15 protein-coding genes are annotated in these 16,521 nt (G+C 39.6%); 9 read left to right on the top strand and 6 right to left on the bottom strand.

All coding sequences use genetic code 11. The features are described from left to right. The first annotated feature begins 5 nt into the window (after positions 1–5). The 8 genes from H4075_RS16195 (at position 6) to H4075_RS16160 (ending at position 8,917) form a co-directional block, all read left to right on the top strand. The gene (locus H4075_RS16195) at positions 6–827 is read left to right on the top strand and encodes a purine-nucleoside phosphorylase (RefSeq protein WP_182801872.1); all 822 of its coding nucleotides are present in this window, start codon (positions 6–8) and stop codon (positions 825–827) included. Positions 828–864: 37 nt separating this feature from the next. Next, positions 865–1,773 carry an FkbM family methyltransferase gene (locus H4075_RS16190; protein ID WP_182801871.1) on the top strand — a complete coding sequence of 303 codons (909 nt, stop codon included), beginning with the start codon at positions 865–867 and terminating at the stop codon, positions 1,771–1,773. Between the two features lie 117 nt (positions 1,774–1,890). Further along, positions 1,891–3,915, top strand: coding sequence for a putative porin (locus tag H4075_RS16185; RefSeq protein ID WP_182801870.1), 2,025 nt, complete (start codon positions 1,891–1,893; stop codon positions 3,913–3,915). Between the two features lie 44 nt (positions 3,916–3,959). Then, a complete protein-coding gene (locus H4075_RS16180; protein WP_182801869.1) occupies positions 3,960–4,358 on the top strand; it encodes an HYC_CC_PP family protein in 399 nt (132 codons plus the stop codon). Between the two features lie 76 nt (positions 4,359–4,434). Continuing rightward, positions 4,435–5,028, top strand: a complete 594-nt coding sequence (locus tag H4075_RS16175) for a heavy-metal-associated domain-containing protein (RefSeq protein WP_182801868.1) — start codon at positions 4,435–4,437, stop codon at positions 5,026–5,028. 68 nt (positions 5,029–5,096) lie between these two features. Beyond that, complete coding sequence (locus H4075_RS16170; RefSeq protein ID WP_182801867.1) at positions 5,097–5,609, top strand: heavy-metal-associated domain-containing protein; 513 nt, start codon at positions 5,097–5,099, stop codon at positions 5,607–5,609. A gap of 40 nt (positions 5,610–5,649) precedes the next feature. Then, entirely contained in the window at positions 5,650–6,468 is an 819-nt protein-coding gene (locus H4075_RS16165; protein ID WP_182801866.1) for a hypothetical protein, read from the top strand. A gap of 205 nt (positions 6,469–6,673) precedes the next feature. Continuing rightward, positions 6,674–8,917, top strand: a complete 2,244-nt coding sequence (locus H4075_RS16160) for a TonB-dependent receptor (protein WP_182801865.1) — start codon at positions 6,674–6,676, stop codon at positions 8,915–8,917. A 100-nt stretch (positions 8,918–9,017) separates the two neighbouring features. On the opposite strand, the gene argS is transcribed toward H4075_RS16160, so the two are convergent. From argS to H4075_RS16130, 6 genes are all read right to left on the bottom strand, one after another. After that, positions 9,018–10,793 carry an arginine--tRNA ligase gene (argS, locus tag H4075_RS16155; protein ID WP_182801864.1) on the bottom strand — a complete coding sequence of 592 codons (1,776 nt, stop codon included), beginning with the start codon at positions 10,791–10,793 and terminating at the stop codon, positions 9,018–9,020. 119 nt (positions 10,794–10,912) lie between these two features. Beyond that, on the bottom strand, positions 10,913–11,725 hold the full coding sequence (locus H4075_RS16150) for a DUF4412 domain-containing protein (RefSeq protein ID WP_182801863.1): 813 nt from the start codon (positions 11,723–11,725) through the stop codon (positions 10,913–10,915). A gap of 144 nt (positions 11,726–11,869) precedes the next feature. Next, complete coding sequence (locus tag H4075_RS16145) at positions 11,870–12,685, bottom strand: hypothetical protein (RefSeq protein WP_182801862.1); 816 nt, start codon at positions 12,683–12,685, stop codon at positions 11,870–11,872. 731 nt (positions 12,686–13,416) lie between these two features. After that, complete coding sequence (locus tag H4075_RS16140; protein WP_182801861.1) at positions 13,417–13,938, bottom strand: hypothetical protein; 522 nt, start codon at positions 13,936–13,938, stop codon at positions 13,417–13,419. Positions 13,939–13,975: 37 nt separating this feature from the next. After that, positions 13,976–14,479, bottom strand: a complete 504-nt coding sequence (locus H4075_RS16135) for a hypothetical protein (RefSeq protein WP_182801860.1) — start codon at positions 14,477–14,479, stop codon at positions 13,976–13,978. Positions 14,480–14,597: 118 nt separating this feature from the next. After that, the gene (locus tag H4075_RS16130) at positions 14,598–15,377 is read right to left on the bottom strand and encodes a (Fe-S)-binding protein (protein ID WP_182801859.1); all 780 of its coding nucleotides are present in this window, start codon (positions 15,375–15,377) and stop codon (positions 14,598–14,600) included. 94 nt (positions 15,378–15,471) lie between these two features. On the opposite strand from H4075_RS16130, the gene H4075_RS16125 reads away from it, so the two are divergent. Further along, the gene (locus H4075_RS16125) at positions 15,472–16,512 is read left to right on the top strand and encodes an ATP-grasp domain-containing protein (protein WP_182801858.1); all 1,041 of its coding nucleotides are present in this window, start codon (positions 15,472–15,474) and stop codon (positions 16,510–16,512) included. The last annotated feature ends 9 nt before the right edge of the window (positions 16,513–16,521 follow it).

Genomic DNA, 16,521 nt, shown 5'->3' with positions numbered 1-16,521 from the left:
AAGCAATGGGAGAATTATTGAATAAGATCAACGAAACGGTGGCGTATATCCGCAGTCAGTATGCACAGGAATCAACAGTAGGTGTGGTGTTGGGCAGCGGCCTCGGTCATTTCACCGATGAACTGCAGATTGAAAAAGAGATCAGCTATAACGATATACCGCATTTCCCTGTATCAACAGTTGAAGGCCACAAAGGCAAGTTGGTATTCGGTAAACTTGGGAATAAAAATGTGGTAGTGATGGCCGGTCGATTCCATTACTACGAAGGTTACTCGATTCAGGATGTGGTGTATCCCATCCGTGTTATGAAATATTTGGGTGTTCAATCGCTTGTGATCAGCAATGCAGCAGGTGGCGTTAATACATCGTTCAAAGTAGGTGATCTCATGATCATTAAAGATCATATCAGTCAGCTTACACCCAATCCGCTTATTGGTAAAAATATGAGTGAGCTTGGCCCTCGTTTTCCTGATATGAGTGAACCTTACAAAAAAGACTTCATCAAAAAAGCAAAAGCCATTGCGGCCAGCATGAACATTGATGTAAAAGAAGGTGTTTACTGCGGTGTAACCGGTCCGACTTTTGAAACACGCAGTGAATATAAAATGATCCATATGCTTGGTGGAGATGCAGTGGGTATGAGTACTGTTGCCGAAGTAATTGCAGCCATACACATGAGTATCCCTGTTTTTGCAATGAGCGTGATCACCGATATCGGTATTCGTGAAGAAGAAAATATCATCACTCATGAAGAAGTATTACAGGCGGCAAAAGAAGCCGAGCCAAAGATGACGGCGATCGTGAAACAGTTTATTCTCGAACTTTAAGTAAGAGGTCAGGAAACAGTTTCAATGTCAATAACACATGATGCAAAGTCTGGGCGATAAATTAGTAAAAGTTGAAAAGCTTGCAAAGCGAAGTAAACTCAGACGCTTGCTGCATCATCCGGTGAAATATGTGTTTGCTGTTGGTTACCGCACCATCTTATATCCATTGATGAAAAAAGGAATGTCTGTTAAAGCAACTACTTTTTTCGAAACAAAAATGCACCTATTACTTCCGGCAGCTACCGATATTTATTTAACCGGTGGTAAATCAGATCCATCTGAAATAAGGTTGGCGAAATTCATGATTCAACATGTAAAAGAAGCTACCTGTTTCTTTGATGTGGGTGCGCACTTTGGCTATTATTCATTGTTAGCAGCAAAACTTCTGGGAGAGTCTGGTGTTGTTTGTTCATTTGAACCATCAACCAAGAATTTTGATGTGTTGCAACAAAATGCTGCTGATCAAAAAAATATTCATCTCTACAACGCTGCTGTTTCTGATACAACTGATGAGTTGTTGTTTTATGAATTTCCAGCTTTGTATTCTGAGTTCAATACAGCCGGTATTGAGCAATTTGAAGAAGCAGCATGGTTAACGAAGTATCAGCCGGAGATTAAAAAAGTATCTTCCATTGTTTTGGATCAGTTAGTTGAAGAAAAGGGATACAAGCCTTCCATGATCAAGATCGATGTGGAAGGAGGGGAGTACAATGTGATAAAAGGACTGGTGAATTATCTCACCGCAAACGAATGTGTGGTGATCATGGAGTATTTGAGCGAAGCAAGAAAAAATGAGGCACATAAAAAAGCAGTGGCTCTGTTAACGGAAATGGGATTTTCTGCCTTTGCAATTACTGACGAAGAAACGGTTAAAAAATTGGATAATGTAGAAGCGTATATCGCCTCTCTTCAAACCCAATCAGAGAATATTGTATTTAAAAAGTGATGAGAGTTGATAAAAAGAGATAAAACCTGAATAGAGCTAGATTTTAAGAATCAATTGTCATCTGCCAATTTCAATTCATTTATTTTTGCACGGGCTGTAACAGCCCGTTTTTCTTATATGACCCGGTTACTGCTGTTATTATTCTTGTTCATTTCATCCTATGCTGTGCAGGCACAGAACCCGTTGCAACGTTTGCCGGGTGCAGGTTTGTTGGGCGGCAACAGAATTGGTGGTGGCGGAGGAGGTGGCGGTGGTCCGTTCAAAGATTCGCTGTTGCACCGTACCGGCTTAGAGGATTCGATCACTGTTGCATTCCGGTATTTGGATACAGCCCGTTTTTATTTTCTTGATTCAACAGTAAATGATTTCAGCAAGAAATGGCATCTTCCGTGGACGCATATTTTTTTGGGTAATACCGGCAGTGCTTCCCGCAGTCTGTTATTCAGCCCGAACATGAAACCGGGTTGGGATCATGGGTTTCATGCTTATGATGCTTATATCCCTAAAATTGAGGAGACAAAGTTTTATAACACAACTAGACCTTACACCCAGCTCGATTATATTCTAGGCGCAAAGGTTGAACAGAATATTGGTGTGCTGCATACACAAAACATCCGCTATAATTGGAACTTCGCTTTCAATTTTAAACTTATTAATGCACCGGGTATTTTCAGGAACACGAAGAATAATCACACGAACCTTAATTTCAACACTTGGTACACAACTCCCAACAGAAGATATACTGTGTACTTCATTGCCGCCAATAATAAGATCGGTGCAACCGAGAATGGTGGTATAAAAAGCACAAAGTTTCTCGACAGCTTACCCTTCTTTGCAGAGCGTTTCAGTATACCAACGAATATAGGTGGTGCTGAGGCAATACAGAACAGTCTGTTAAGTAATACAATTACAACAGGTAATCGTTACACCGTTACAAATTTCCTGATCCGCCATCATTATGATATTGGTAAAAAAGATTCACTTGTAGTGAATGATACAACCACTGTCTATTTATATTATCCACGTTTCCGTTTTCAACACACGGTGCAACTCAACCGTTATAAGTTTGAGTTTGCCGATTCAAAAGTTGATACAGCCGGTTATAATTTATTGTATGGGTTGAGTAATCTGCCATCAACATTCGGTATAAAAGATTACTGGCAAACGTTTACAAACGAAGCGGCGATCTATTCTTTTCCTGATATTAAAAATCAACAACAGTTTATAAAAGCGGCGGCAGGCTATCAACAACTCGACGCAGATTTCGGAACAGCAGAGCCTTCTTTCTCCAACCTTTTTTTGAATGGCGAGTATCGTAATAAAACAAAGAATAAAAAGTGGGATATGGAACTTGCCGGTACATTGTACATCGGTGGGTTTAATGCAGGCGATTACAATGTGCATGCTTCATTAAAACGTTTGATCGGGCAGAAGTTGGGTTACCTCACACTTGGTTTTGACAATGTTAACCGTAAGCCATCGTTTATTCACGATGACCTGAGCAATTTCAAAAAGCTGAATCTTGGTAATACAAGTTTTGGAAATGAGAACATAACTGTTGCATCTGCTATGTATGAATTGCCGCAACAGAAATTGAAGTTGGGAGCAAAGTATTTCCTGGCAGCAAATTATATCTACTTTAAGAATTACTCGCAGGCTGATCAGGAAGCCACCTTGTTTAACGTATTGCAATTGCAATTGGAAAAACAATTTCGTATCGGCCGTCACTGGAACTGGTATATTGAAGCATATGCGCAACAGTCAACTGCGGGTGCCCCAGTTAATCTGCCTTTATTGTTTACCCGGAATCGGTTTGCATTTGAAGGTAAGTTCTTTAAAACGCTTAACCTGAGCACGGGTGTTGAGTTACGTTATCACACACCCTATAAAGCCGATGGTTTTTCGCCCATACTCGGTCAGTTCTTTTTGCAGAACGACACCACGATCAATAATCTCCCGGATATAGCTGCCTACCTGCAATTCCGGATCAGAAGTTTGAGCGTGTTTTTAAGAGCAGAAAACCTCAATACGTTTCAGATAGGAGCCAGTAACGGGTTCTTAAACAACAATTTAGCGGGCCCATTGAACCCAACCCCGGGTTTTTTCGTACGTTTTGGTGTTTATTGGGGTTTTGTTAACTGATCAGCATCATATCCCTTTGGGCTCAAATAGTTATCTTTGTCAACGTGCTAAAGAAGTTATTCATATCAATGATTGCCTTGTTCTACCTTGCTGCTACCAGCGGAATGGTGATGAATGTGCATTATTGTATGGGCAAGATTTCTTCCATCAGCTTTGGTCATGAAAAAGATCACAACGATGGCACTTGCGATAAATGCGGTATGCTCAAAACCGAAAATCATTGTTGCAAAGATGAAGTAGCAGAAGTGAAGTTGAATGATGCACATCAAACTTCATCCATTGACTTTGAACTTTCAAGCATTAGTGCTACTCAGCCTGTTAAGCTGATTGTTTTAAATGATCCCGAGCAGGGAGTAACTGCTCCTCCGGTTGATGCATATGTTTCTCCTCCTCCCAAGGCCTTTAACAAGGTTTATCTTGATGTAAGTACTTTCCTGATTTAGTTTAGATTGATCTTTTGTAACGTTCTGTACTTACAGAACTGTATATCTATTTAATCAACCTAAAACTTAATAAATCATGAAATCAATTCAAATAATCGCTGCATTCATTTTTCTGTTTGCAGGAAGTTCAACGCTTAATGCACAATCAAAGACAAGTGGCAAACAGGCTGCAGTAAAAACTTCAGTATTTAAAGTATGGGGTAACTGTGGTATGTGTAAGAAGACAATTGAAGGCGCTGCTAAAACAAGCGGTGCAACATTTGCCGAGTGGAATGAAGACAGCAAAATGCTCACGGTAAAATATGCTGCTGCAAAATCATCTGACGAAAAAATTCAGAAAGCTATTGCCGGTGCAGGTTATGATAATGAAAAGTATACCGCTCCGGATGATGTGTACAATAACTTACACGAGTGCTGCAAGTATGATCGTAAATCAGCAACAGCTACTGAAGCAGGTGCTTGTTGCATGAAAGATGGTAAATGCACAGGTGATAAAGCATGTTGCAAAAAAGTAGAAGGCAAATCTGATTGTTGCGCAAATGGTACTTGTGCAAAAGAAGGTGGCTGCTGCACAGGAATGAAATGTGAAAAGGGCGGCGATTGCTGCAAGAAAGAAGGTACAGTTGCCATGGCAGATTGCTGCAAAGGTGGAAAGTGTACACATCACTAAACTATAATAGAGCTGCTGAAAGCTAACCGTTTTCAGCAGCTATTTTTTCAATCACCAAATGAGTTTCTATGAAAAAGTTTATGTTCTTTATATGCCTGCTGGTTGGGTTATCGGCATCAGCACAATTTAAATCGGCTACACTACAAGCCAGTGGTTTAACCTGCGCCATGTGCAGCAATGCCATCAACAAATCATTGAAAACACTTTCGTTTATTTCAAGTGTAGAATCTGATATTAAAACATCTTCTTTCGTTATCAATTTTAAAGAGGGTGCTGATATTAATTTCGATCAGCTGCGTAAGAAAGTAGAAGATGCAGGATTTTCAGTAGCCAAATTACAGGTGCTTACAAATTTCAATAATGTAGCTGTTCAAAACGAACAGGCTGTCAACGTTGCAGGGAAGCAGCTGTATTTTCTGTCAGTAAAAAATCAACAGTTAAGTGGCGAGAAAGTCATCACTATTGTTGATAAGAATTTTTTACCGGCAAAAGAGTATAAAAAATACGCTGGCCAAACCAAAGCTGAAAGTTTTAAAACAGGCGAGTCGAATGGTGTGCGTGTTTATCATGTAACAATTTAAATTATCCGGGAGGCCAATGGCTTCCCTTTTTTCAAACAATATGTTACGTTTTTTAATCGTCAGCGCTTTGCTGTTGATCTTTTCAATGGCAAACGGACAGGAATTATATATTTTTTCTAACCCGGCTTCCAATATTCCTGCAAAAACAATTGTGGCAAAGGCTGGTATGAAAACCATGCGTTCTTACCACAACAATGAACGTGAGTACAGGTTTATGCCTGAGCTTCAATTGGGATTAACGAAAAACTGGATGCTTACCGGTGGCGTAAGTTTTTCAAATATGTTCTTTCAATCGAAACAACAATTTGAAAGTGCAAGACTTTATACCAAGTATCGCTTCTACAGTAACGATGATGTACATAAACATTTTCGTGCTGCAGTTTATGCTTCAGGTGCATGGAGCAACAATCCGTTGGTGTACCAGGAATTAAATTTAGAAGGCGATAACAGTGGTGCGCAGTTGGGTATGGTGGCAACACAACTTGTTAACAAATTCGCAGCATCAGCAGGTGTTGCTTATGTGCGGCAATTAGAAAAAGCAGATAAATTGGATTTGGGAATTCCTTTTTCAAACCAGGCATTACAATACAATTTGTCGATGGGTTATTTGTTGTTTCCACGCAAATACGAAAACTATAAGCAAACAAATCTCAATTTATACTGTGAGTTCCTGGCGCAACAAAGTACAGATATAAAAGCCGGGTTTATTGATATTGCCCCTGCTGTTCAGTTGATCTTTAACAGCAGCACCCGTTTTAATGTAGGTGCCCGTTACCAGTTGACCGGGGATGCTCACCGTATGGCCAAACGCTCGGTATTCATCAGTCTTGAACATTATTTTTTAAATGCACTGAAATGAAGCTGATCAAACCCATCTTACTGTTTCTCCTTTCCTTATTCCGAAAAAAGGATTGTTGCAAATAATTTTAAAAGCCTGTTCCATTGGAGCAGGCTTTCTTGTTTTCACTCACACCCGGTAGCTTTTCAGCTAATTTAATTTGACTATATGAAAAGAATTTCTAAATTTGTCTAAATATAAATTTAGACAAGTCTAAAAAATAATTATGAGGGGTGTAATTTTTGTGGGGTTGATGTTGATGGCGGCCGTGGTGAATGGTCAGACCGTTTCTGTAAAGGGGGAGGTGATCGACCTGCGTTCGGAAGAACGGGTAAAGCATGCAACGGTTCGTAATCTGCAAACCAGTCAATCGGTGCTGAGCGATCATCGGGGGGAGTTTTCAGTCACAGTATCAAATGGAGATACGATCGTTATTTCTGCCATAGGATATTTTAGTGATACGGTTACGGTCAGTCCATCAACCAAAATGATCTCTGTTCAATTGCAACCGGCAACGAAATCGTTAGAGGAGGTGGTGATCAGCGGTACATTAAGAGAGATCAGGAAATCAAACAGTCCGATTGCAGTTGAATCTTATTCCGCCAAATTCTTTAAGAAGAATGCAAGTGCCACAGTGTTTGAAGCATTATCTATTGTAAATGGAGTGCAGCCGCAGTTGAATTGCAATGTGTGTAACACAGGCGATATTCATATCAATGGTATGGAAGGACCTTACACAATGGTCTTGATCGATGGGATGCCGGTTGTGAGTAATCTTGCAACGGTGTATGGCTTTTCCGGTATACCTGCTAATCTGATCAAGCGTATTGAAATTGTAAAAGGCCCTTCATCTACTTTGTATGGCAGCGAAGCAGTTGCAGGTTTGATCAATATCATCACCAAAGATCCCGGCTCTGCTGCTTTGTTTCATGCTGATGTATATGCTACTTCTTATGATGAAGTAAATGCGGATGTCAGTGCAAAGTTCAAACTCGGGAAAGCTTATTCATTGTTGGGTGTAAACATGTTCAACTTTGGCAAACGTTACGATGTGAACCAGGATAATTTCACTGATGTAACATTACAGAAACGCATATCCCTGTTTAACAAGTGGAGCTTTGATCGTAAGAATAAACTTCCCTTCCAGTTTGCAGTTCGTTTATTAACCGAAGATCGATGGGGTGGTGAAATGCAATGGAATAAAACATGGAGAGGAAGTGATAGTGTTTATGGTGAAAGTATTTATACCAAGCGCATGGAGCTGATCGGCAATTATGGTATTAAAGCAGGGAAAGAACAATTACTGCTGGAGTATTCATATAACTTTCATCAGCAGGATTCCTATTATGGAAAGATACCGTACATGGCAAAGCAACACAGTGCGTTTGCTCAACTTCGCTGGAATAAAGATATTGGGAAGCATAGTATTTCTGCAGGTTTACCTTATCGGTTTATTTGGTATGATGACAATACAGTCGCAACTGCAAAGCCGGATGGTGTAACCACACAACCATCTGTTCAAAAGCTGCAAGGCTTGTTTGTGCAGGATGAATTAAAATTCAATGATCGATGGACAATGCTTGCAGGTGTGCGTTATGAGTTAACGAATGTACAGGGAGGAATTGTTTCGCCAAGATTAGCCGTGAAGTGGAATAATAACAATCACCAGGTATTTCGTTTCAGTGCAGGAAATGGTTTTCGAATTGTAAACCTGTTTACAGAAGATCATGCGGCATTAAGTGGTGCAAGAGAAGTGGTGATAGCTGAATCATTGAATCCTGAACGCAGCTGGAATGGCAACGTTAATTACACTGGCACGTTTACACCTTCGTTTGGTTTTATTACATTAGATGCAACTTTATTCTACACATATTTTACAAACAAGATCATTCCTGATTATGATACTGATCCGCAAAAGATCATCTATAAAAATATAGATGGTTACGCTGTATCAAAAGGGTTCACACTCAATACTGACTTTGCTTTTAAGAACAGGCTCAAGATCATTGCAGGTATAACCTTGATGGATGTATTTACAAAAGAAGAAAACCAGGATGGTATTGTAGAAAAACAACAGCAACTATTTGCTCCGAAGTTTTCAGGTAATTATGCAGTGAGTTATACTTTTCCCAAATGGAAACTGGCAGTTGATCTTACCGGTAAAGTGTTTGGTCCGCAACGTTTACCTGTTGTACCAAATGATTTTCGTCCTGAATATTCGCCATGGTTTACATTGGCAAATCTGCAGTTGACACAACGCATTGGTAAAAAAGTAGAACTTTACGGAGGTGTAAAAAATCTGCTGAACTTTATGCCGAATGATCCAATTCTTCGTCCCGAAGATCCATTTGATAAACGTGTGAATGATGTTGTAAATAATCCGAACGGATATACATTTGATCCTTCTTATAATTATGCACCTCTATCAGGAAGAAGAGCATTTCTGGGTGTAAGAGTGAATATTGAATAATAAAAGGAGTTGAAGTAATACCATAAAACAGAAAAGCGGGAAGATCGTTCTTGCCGCTTTTCTATTTGTGGTCTGACGGCTAAAGGCCGTATGGACCATGTTACATTCTTTCAGGTACTTTAATACCCAGCAATTGCATACCGCTTGCTATAACATTCGCTGTTAATTCACAAATGAGCAAACGTAATTGCTTCTTTTCTACGCTTTCTGCATTCATAACAGAGTGTTCTGTGTAAAACGAATTAAACGTCTTCGCAATATTGTAAATGTAGTTTGCAAGGTGTGAAGGATCATGTTCGTTACCCGACTGCTCAATCACAGTTGGATAATTTTCCAGATCGATCAATAATTCTTTTTCAAGTTTCAGAAGGCTTGATGCTTGTACATTGCTCTTTTGTGCTTTTTCTTTTCTCAGGATTGATTTGATCCTTGCATGTGTGTATTGAATAAATGGCCCTGTATATCCATGAAAATCGATTGACTCTTCAGGATTGAAGATCATTTTCTTTTTGGGGTCAACACGCAACAGATAAAATTTCAAGGCACCAATGCTGATTGTCTTATAGAGTTCCTGCAATTCTTCTGCAGTAAAGTCTTTTACCTTGCCGAGCTCTTCTGTTTTTTGTCTTGCCACATCTTCCATTTCATTCAACAGATCATCAGCATCAACCACAGTTCCTTCACGGCTTTTCATTTTACCTGTTGGTAATTCAACCATTCCATAACTTAAATGATAGATGCTGTCAGCATAAGGAAGTCCCAGTTTTTTACAAATGAGCTGCAGCACTTTCATGTGATAGTTCTGCTCATCGCCAATTACATAAATGCTCTGATCGATCTTGTACTCATCATACTTCTGTTGTGCGAGTCCAATATCCTGAGTTATATAAACGGATGTGCCATCTTTCCGCTGCACAATTTTTTCATCAAGTCCATCAGCCGTAAGATCGATCCACACACTCCCATCTTCTTTTTGAATAAACACATTCTTTTCTAGTCCCTCCTGTACAGTTTTCTTTCCTAAGAGATATGTATTGCTTTCGTAATAGATCTTATCGAAATCACTGCCGATGCGTTTGTATGTTTCATCAAAACCCGCATATACCCAACTGTTCATTTCTTTCCATAACTGCATCACTTCCGGCTTACCTGCTTCCCAATCCAACAGCATTTGTTGTGTTGCCTTCATGATGGGCGCTTCTTTTTCAGCATCATCTTTCTTCATCCCGCCGGCTATCAATTCTTCTACCTGCTTTTTGTATTCATCATTAAACTTTACATAGTAATCACCAACAAAATGATCACCTTTTGTATTGGTCGATTGCGGAGTAGCTCCATTAGCAAACAGTTGCCAGGCAATCATACTTTTACAAATGTGAATTCCACGATCATTAACAATACATGTCTTCACAGTATCGTAACCATTTGCATTGATGATGGCGGCAGTACTCCAGCCTAAGAAATTATTTCTTAAATGACCAAGGTGTAGGGGTTTGTTGGTGTTGGGTGATGAATATTCAATCATCACTTTTTTATGCTTTGTTTCTGCTTTACCGAAAGAACTATTGTTATAATTTGTAAGTAAAACAGAATTCCAGTAATTATCAGCAACAGTGAGGTTCAGAAATCCCTTAATGATATTGTACGAAGTAAAGAGCTGTGGATGATTTTCTGTAAGATGTTTGCCTAATTCATTTCCCACTGCATCCGGGCTTTTACCTAATGGTTTCAGTAATGAGAACAAGACAATAGTATAATCACCTTCAAACTCAGGTTTGGTTTTATTGATCTGAAAATCCTTTGGAGTAAATGTTTTGCTGTAAAGCTTTTCTAAACTTTCAATCGCTGCCTGCTGTATCTGTTGCTGAATTGCCATTCTTTGTAATTGTGCCGCAAAAATAACTGAAATGCTGTAAGCGAAAGAAATGTGAGCGGGAAGGAAAATAGAAAACCTCCTGAACACAGGAGGTTTTTTGAAGTATAGTTTGAAAAAGCTTATTGTCCGCCACCATTCATTCTGAACTGAAAACCATTTCGGCCACCGCCTTGGTTCATTTCACTCATGGGTTTAATGTCATAGTCTTTTGGAATATTGAACGTTTTATCATCCACTTTAGCAGTAAGATCAACTTTGGTTACCTGGTAATGAACTTTTGCTCCGTTTTGTCTTGTAAGTTGAAACTCCATGGGGAAGCCTTTCAGCTTTTCTAAACCTGGAACATTTGCCATACGCATCACATCTCGGATCTTGAAACCTTCACCCATAACAAATTCAGGACTGTACCAAACTTCCTGTTGTACTTCCTGTCCACGACGATCTTTATAGCGAATAAGCGCCTTTTTGCATTCCATGCCGGCAATCTTCTTTGTTTCACTCAGGTATTCAATAAAAACTTCAGGACTGAATTGTTGAACCCTTTGTTGTTGTGGACGACCTGAATCAGCGCTTGCCATCATTCGCTGCATATCAGCCTCTGTTGTATAGAAACCCATCTTACGGCCCATTGCTTCAAACAGAGTAGTGGTTTTCTTTTCTTTACTGTCAATAATAACCTGGTTGGTTCCCATGCCCATATCACTTTCGATCTTAGTCATGCCATTCTTGAAAAACATTTTTGACTTGATCTCACCATCACCAATACGAACCATAACCCGGCCTTCGCCATCATTTGAAACAGGAGGCCCACCATCAGAATTTGGATTACTTGTTTCGGTTTTCATTTGAATAACCGCTTCGTTAACAACCTGCTGAGCTGAACTTGTGCCAAACATGAGGAGTGTGGCAATGGCAAAAACAATCACTTTCATCGTCAGAATTTTAGGATGTGAATTTACGAGGCAATTCGTAAAGTTAGATAACCGACCATGTAATTACGTAAAGGTTAACAAAAAAAGAAGGGTTGATGGAAATCAACCCCGAAACCTAAACCAACTGCATGTAGAAAATCTTAATTAGTTCATCTTTTTCAGCAAGGCATCAATTGCCTGATCAGCTGCGCCACCTACTGATGGACGAACCGGGCTGAAAGAAGATTTATTCATAAGAGCATCCATTTTACTGTCTGCATCTGTAGTGTTCAACTGTTTGTTTTCAATTGTTGAGGCATAAACCATCAGGTCAACTTGCTCATCTGCTGCAATGTTGCCGGCAGTTACTGCTTTTCTGAATGCTGAAGCTTTCGCTTTGTTTTCAGCATCATCAGCAATCATATTGTCAACTGAGGCATCTGCATCAGCAGCCTCTACCTGGAGCATTTTGCCAAAGAGGGGAGCAGCTACAGCTTCTGTAAACTTGTTGTTTATCTGGTTATCAGCAACGGCGTTTTCAGTTTCCAGATTTTTGCTGTAGGCAACTGCCATCTTTCTGTTCATTTGTTCAGCAACAGTAAAGGATATATCCATTTTATTGTCGGCCAATCCAATTGAATTGAAGTTGATTCTCTTATAAGTATATGCTTTCAGGCTGTTTACCCATGTATTGATATCCATATTGTTGATCCTTACTTCAGCAGTAAATGCGTTTGTATTAGTGATCACAATTTGTTGGTTGCCGCTTACAAAAGTTACTGTGCAGCAGCTATCAGCAACAGCAGCCGCATTTTCATTTACACGTTTTGTAGTGTCGTCTTGGGTAAAAGACATTGAAGCAAGGGCAATAACTGCGAAGAGTGCTGAAGCGACAATGCGCATCATTCTTCTGCCTAAGCTGTTGTTGTTCTGTTTGAGTGTTCCGTTATTTTCGGAGTTCACTGTTAATTTTGTTGTCATCTCGTTTTTTGATGTTTAAGGTTCTTTTTATTTTATCCCTTTCGGGGTTTCTTTCTTTCGATTGTATAACAAAGATACTATCTAAAACTGGTACTTTGCAATACATAATACCTTGTTTGGCTTGTTAAGCTGATGAATGGTCAATTTTTTTGGATGACCGGTCATCAAGGCAATTTGTTCTGGTTTGTTCGCTTTCGTTTTTGTTTGGTACCTGTTTATAGTGCAGTTTAACAGGGATGTTTTTCGAAGTAAACTGTCAAAGGCGGTGTTTCTATATTAACCGGAGCTTTGGGTACCTTTTGTTTGACGATGCAAATTTACAACAGGCTAAACTATCTTCCAACTAAATTTTCAAAAAATTTTGAAAATTACATACTTACTGACAGTTTAGTGTTTTCTATTAGTATTTTTCATTCGGTTTAAGCGTATTTTTTGCAAATTTTTCAAGATTTCCCCAATAGGGCCTTTAGATTTTGCAAACACACATTTAGTAATGTTGCTTCAAAGAACTTGTACAGATGTGACGGTAAACGTTCTGTTTTGTTACATCGACAGCACAAAATTCTAATCTTTTTTTGGTGAAAAGGAGTGAATTGAGGATGGATGGCATGAAGGAAATGTTAAGGCAAAACACCTCCTTATGAACTGCGGAATTTGGATGACGAAAGGTGCAAAACACTGATCAAAGCGTTATACCCCAAATATGTGATGTGGGACGAACGGTTTTGCCCTCAGGCTTTTTGGCTGTTTTCCAGCTTAATTCGTTTTGCCAGCCAGCTTTCTTTAACAGGAATAAGCCAGTTTTGATCCAGTTCTGCTTTTGTTTGAACGAGGTTGTTCATATATATAGAGTCAGCCTGTAGAAATCCGTTGTCAACGGCGTATTGTAACTGACCAAGGGGTAGCAGCTCAATTTTATCTTCACGTACAAAGGCCAGGTTCTGCCTGTCGAACATGGATACCTTATATAATTGTTCGATCTCTTTAATAAGACGTACACTGCTATCTGTACTGCAACCGCTAACGCCGGTAGCACGTTCATCGGCCATCAGGATAATAAACTGCCCGAAAAACATGGTGCCAAAACCCTTTACCGGTGTGCCGTGGCTTTTCCAGTTCTCAACAAAGTGATTCAGCAGGTCTTCGATCTGTATGGCTTCACCTAAACTGAACATGCGGCTGCTTTGGTAGATCCAAACACGGGAATCGGGGGCAAAATCGGCAGGGAGCAAATGTTTGTATTCGAGGTTCATACTGCAAAGTTAATGGGAGATGATCGATTGCAGTCGGCTAATCGTTCCCGGATTTTTTTAATCGCTTTACACGCATGTAATTTCTGATGGCATCGTAGGCAGAAAAACAAATGCCGATGGTGACAATAATAAGCAGGTAAGTTCTCCAGGCTTCTGAAAAACTTCCTTTTACTTCTGTGCCTGTTATTCGGCTGATGCCCCAAACCAACGAAAGTAATGCGGCGAAAATAACTCCGCACAGCAATGCGATAAAGAATGCAAGACCTATATAATGAAACAAGGCAGACCGAAAATTGCGAAATTTCAGCGGCTCTTCTTTTGTACCCATACTTTTTGTTTTTGACCAAGTATCGGAGTCGAGCAAGCCAAGAATCAGACCAAGAATAAGATAGCGGATAAAATCCTGTTGTGAAATATTGTTAAAAGAAAAGTTACCCTCAAACCAGTCTACCAACACACGAATCACAAGAAACACCAGAAAAAACAACGCTGTGCGTTGAAAGAAGTTTTTCCAGTTAAATCCGTTCAGAAAGTTTTTCATGTGTTAATTGATATTTTCTTTTGGCCACATAGTATAACCATAAAAATTATCATTGTTGGTGGTATGGGTCAGTACGTTTGTTTTTATGGTTATTTCATGTGAGTTATTTTGCAAAGCCTCATTTTAAACTGGCAGCAACCAATTCAGCTACATCTAATACCTGCACCGTTTCTTCTTTTTCGGCCACCTTAACGCCATCCGTCATCATGGTATTGCAAAACGGGCAGGCAGCAGCAATTACTGCAGCGCCGGTTTCAACAGCTTCATTTGTACGTTCCCAGTTTACCCGGGTTGTTCCTTTTTCTTCTTCTTTAAACATTTGTGCGCCACCGGCACCACAGCACAAACCATTGCTGCGGCAACGTTTCATTTCAACCAACTCTGCATCCAGAGCTTCTAATACTTTGCGTGGTGCTTCGTAAATATTATTTGCACGACCCAGATAACAACTGTCGTGGTAAGTAATTTTTTTTCCTTTGAATGATCCGCCTTCTTTCAGTTTTATTTTTCCTTCATCAATCAACTGTTGTAATAAAGTTGTGTGATGGATCACTTCGTATGAACCGCCTAAAGCCGGGTATTCATTTTTGAGTGTATTGAAACAATGCGGACAAGTGGTGACAATTTTTTTAATACCATAGCCATTCAACACCTGTATATTATTGTAGGCCATCATCTGGAACAGGAATTCATTTCCGGAACGACGGGCAGGATCGCCCGTACACATTTCTTCTTTACCAAGAATGGCAAATTTTATTCCTGCTTTATCTAAAATGGTAGCAAATGCTTTCGTGATCTTTTGTGCACGTTGATCAAAACTACCGGCACAGCCCACCCAAAAAAGCACTTCAGGTGTTTCGTTATTCGCCATCATTTCAGCCATTGATGGTACATGCATAAATATTCAATTTGTTTCAAAACTAAGTGAAAGCGATGAAATTACAGGCAGCTCTTTGTTCATATATTCTGTGAGGCGGTTATCTTTGATTTTCATGTTGAAGAAATTTTTTGAACGACTGACGAATTGGGAACTGTGGCCTTTTGCACTGATTTATTTCCCGATCAGCTTTGTGTGGGTATGGTATATGATACGCAGCAGGGCGTTTTGGTTTTTTACACCATCAAACCCAACGATTGCATTCGGTGGTTTTGAAGGTGAAGGAAAAAAAGAAATGTATGATCAATTGCCACCTCATACAGTTCCCCGCACAATTTATATAATGCATGACCTTTCGTTTGAAGAAGTGAAGAAGAAACTTGAGTTGGCAGGATTCACTTATCCTTTTATTGTAAAGCCTGATGTGGGGATGAAAGGGATTCTTTTTCGAAAGATCGACTCCGAAGATCAATTGAAAAAATATCATGAGCGCATCCCGGTTGAATACATTGTGCAGGACCTGGTGGAGTTGCCGGTTGAAGTAAGTGTGTTCTATTTCCGTCACCCGTCAGCCCAAAAAGGAACCGTAAGTGGTTTTATTAATAAAGAGTTGTTGCATGTAATTGGAAATGGCGCAGATACATTACAACAATTGATCGCAAACCATCCACGTGCTAAACACCGTATGTTAGAAATGCAGCATCGTCATGCCCATCGTTTCGAAAGGGTTATTGAAAAGGATCATATTTTTTATTTGTCGTATGCAGGTAACCATAACAGGGGAGCGCATTTCACCAACCTGAGGAACGAGATTGATGAAAACCTGCATCATGTATTTGACGAGCTGAGTCATTATTCAAAACATTTTTATTATGGCAGGTACGATATTAAAACAACCAGTATTGAAGATCTGAAACAGGGTAAAAATTTTGTTATACTTGAATACAATGGCTGCGGTGCCGAACCGAATCACATTTATGATTGTAACATGAGTTTAGGTGAAGCCTACCGTGAAATTCTAAAACACTGGAAAGCCTTATTTGAGATCAGTAAACATAATAACAGGCATGGATTTCCGTACTGGAATTTTCAACGTGGCTACAGGTTTTTGAAACAATCGCAGCAGCATTTTAAGCTCTTGCAGAAATATGATTAATTTCAAGTT

The sequence above is a fragment of the Lacibacter sediminis genome (genome assembly GCF_014168535.1).
Classification (GTDB): Bacteria; Bacteroidota; Bacteroidia; order Chitinophagales; family Chitinophagaceae; genus Lacibacter; species Lacibacter sediminis.
The sequence above is the reverse complement of the archived record's forward strand: the minus strand, read 5'-3'. Positions and strand labels throughout refer to the sequence as shown.

Coding starts and splice junctions, on each gene's coding strand:
- H4075_RS16135 (WP_182801860.1), bottom strand. CDS start 14,479: ATGAAAAACTTTCTGAACGGATTTAACTGGAAAAACTTCTTTCAACGC.
- H4075_RS16185 (WP_182801870.1), top strand. CDS start 1,891: ATGACCCGGTTACTGCTGTTATTATTCTTGTTCATTTCATCCTATGCT.
- H4075_RS16175 (WP_182801868.1), top strand. CDS start 4,435: ATGAAATCAATTCAAATAATCGCTGCATTCATTTTTCTGTTTGCAGGA.
- H4075_RS16130 (WP_182801859.1), bottom strand. CDS start 15,377: ATGCATGTACCATCAATGGCTGAAATGATGGCGAATAACGAAACACCT.
- H4075_RS16140 (WP_182801861.1), bottom strand. CDS start 13,938: ATGAACCTCGAATACAAACATTTGCTCCCTGCCGATTTTGCCCCCGAT.
- H4075_RS16150 (WP_182801863.1), bottom strand. CDS start 11,725: ATGAAAGTGATTGTTTTTGCCATTGCCACACTCCTCATGTTTGGCACA.
- H4075_RS16195 (WP_182801872.1), top strand. CDS start 6: ATGGGAGAATTATTGAATAAGATCAACGAAACGGTGGCGTATATCCGC.
- H4075_RS16145 (WP_182801862.1), bottom strand. CDS start 12,685: ATGACAACAAAATTAACAGTGAACTCCGAAAATAACGGAACACTCAAA.
- H4075_RS16125 (WP_182801858.1), top strand. CDS start 15,472: ATGTTGAAGAAATTTTTTGAACGACTGACGAATTGGGAACTGTGGCCT.
- argS (WP_182801864.1), bottom strand. CDS start 10,793: ATGGCAATTCAGCAACAGATACAGCAGGCAGCGATTGAAAGTTTAGAA.
- H4075_RS16165 (WP_182801866.1), top strand. CDS start 5,650: ATGTTACGTTTTTTAATCGTCAGCGCTTTGCTGTTGATCTTTTCAATG.
- H4075_RS16160 (WP_182801865.1), top strand. CDS start 6,674: ATGAGGGGTGTAATTTTTGTGGGGTTGATGTTGATGGCGGCCGTGGTG.
- H4075_RS16170 (WP_182801867.1), top strand. CDS start 5,097: ATGAAAAAGTTTATGTTCTTTATATGCCTGCTGGTTGGGTTATCGGCA.
- H4075_RS16190 (WP_182801871.1), top strand. CDS start 865: ATGATGCAAAGTCTGGGCGATAAATTAGTAAAAGTTGAAAAGCTTGCA.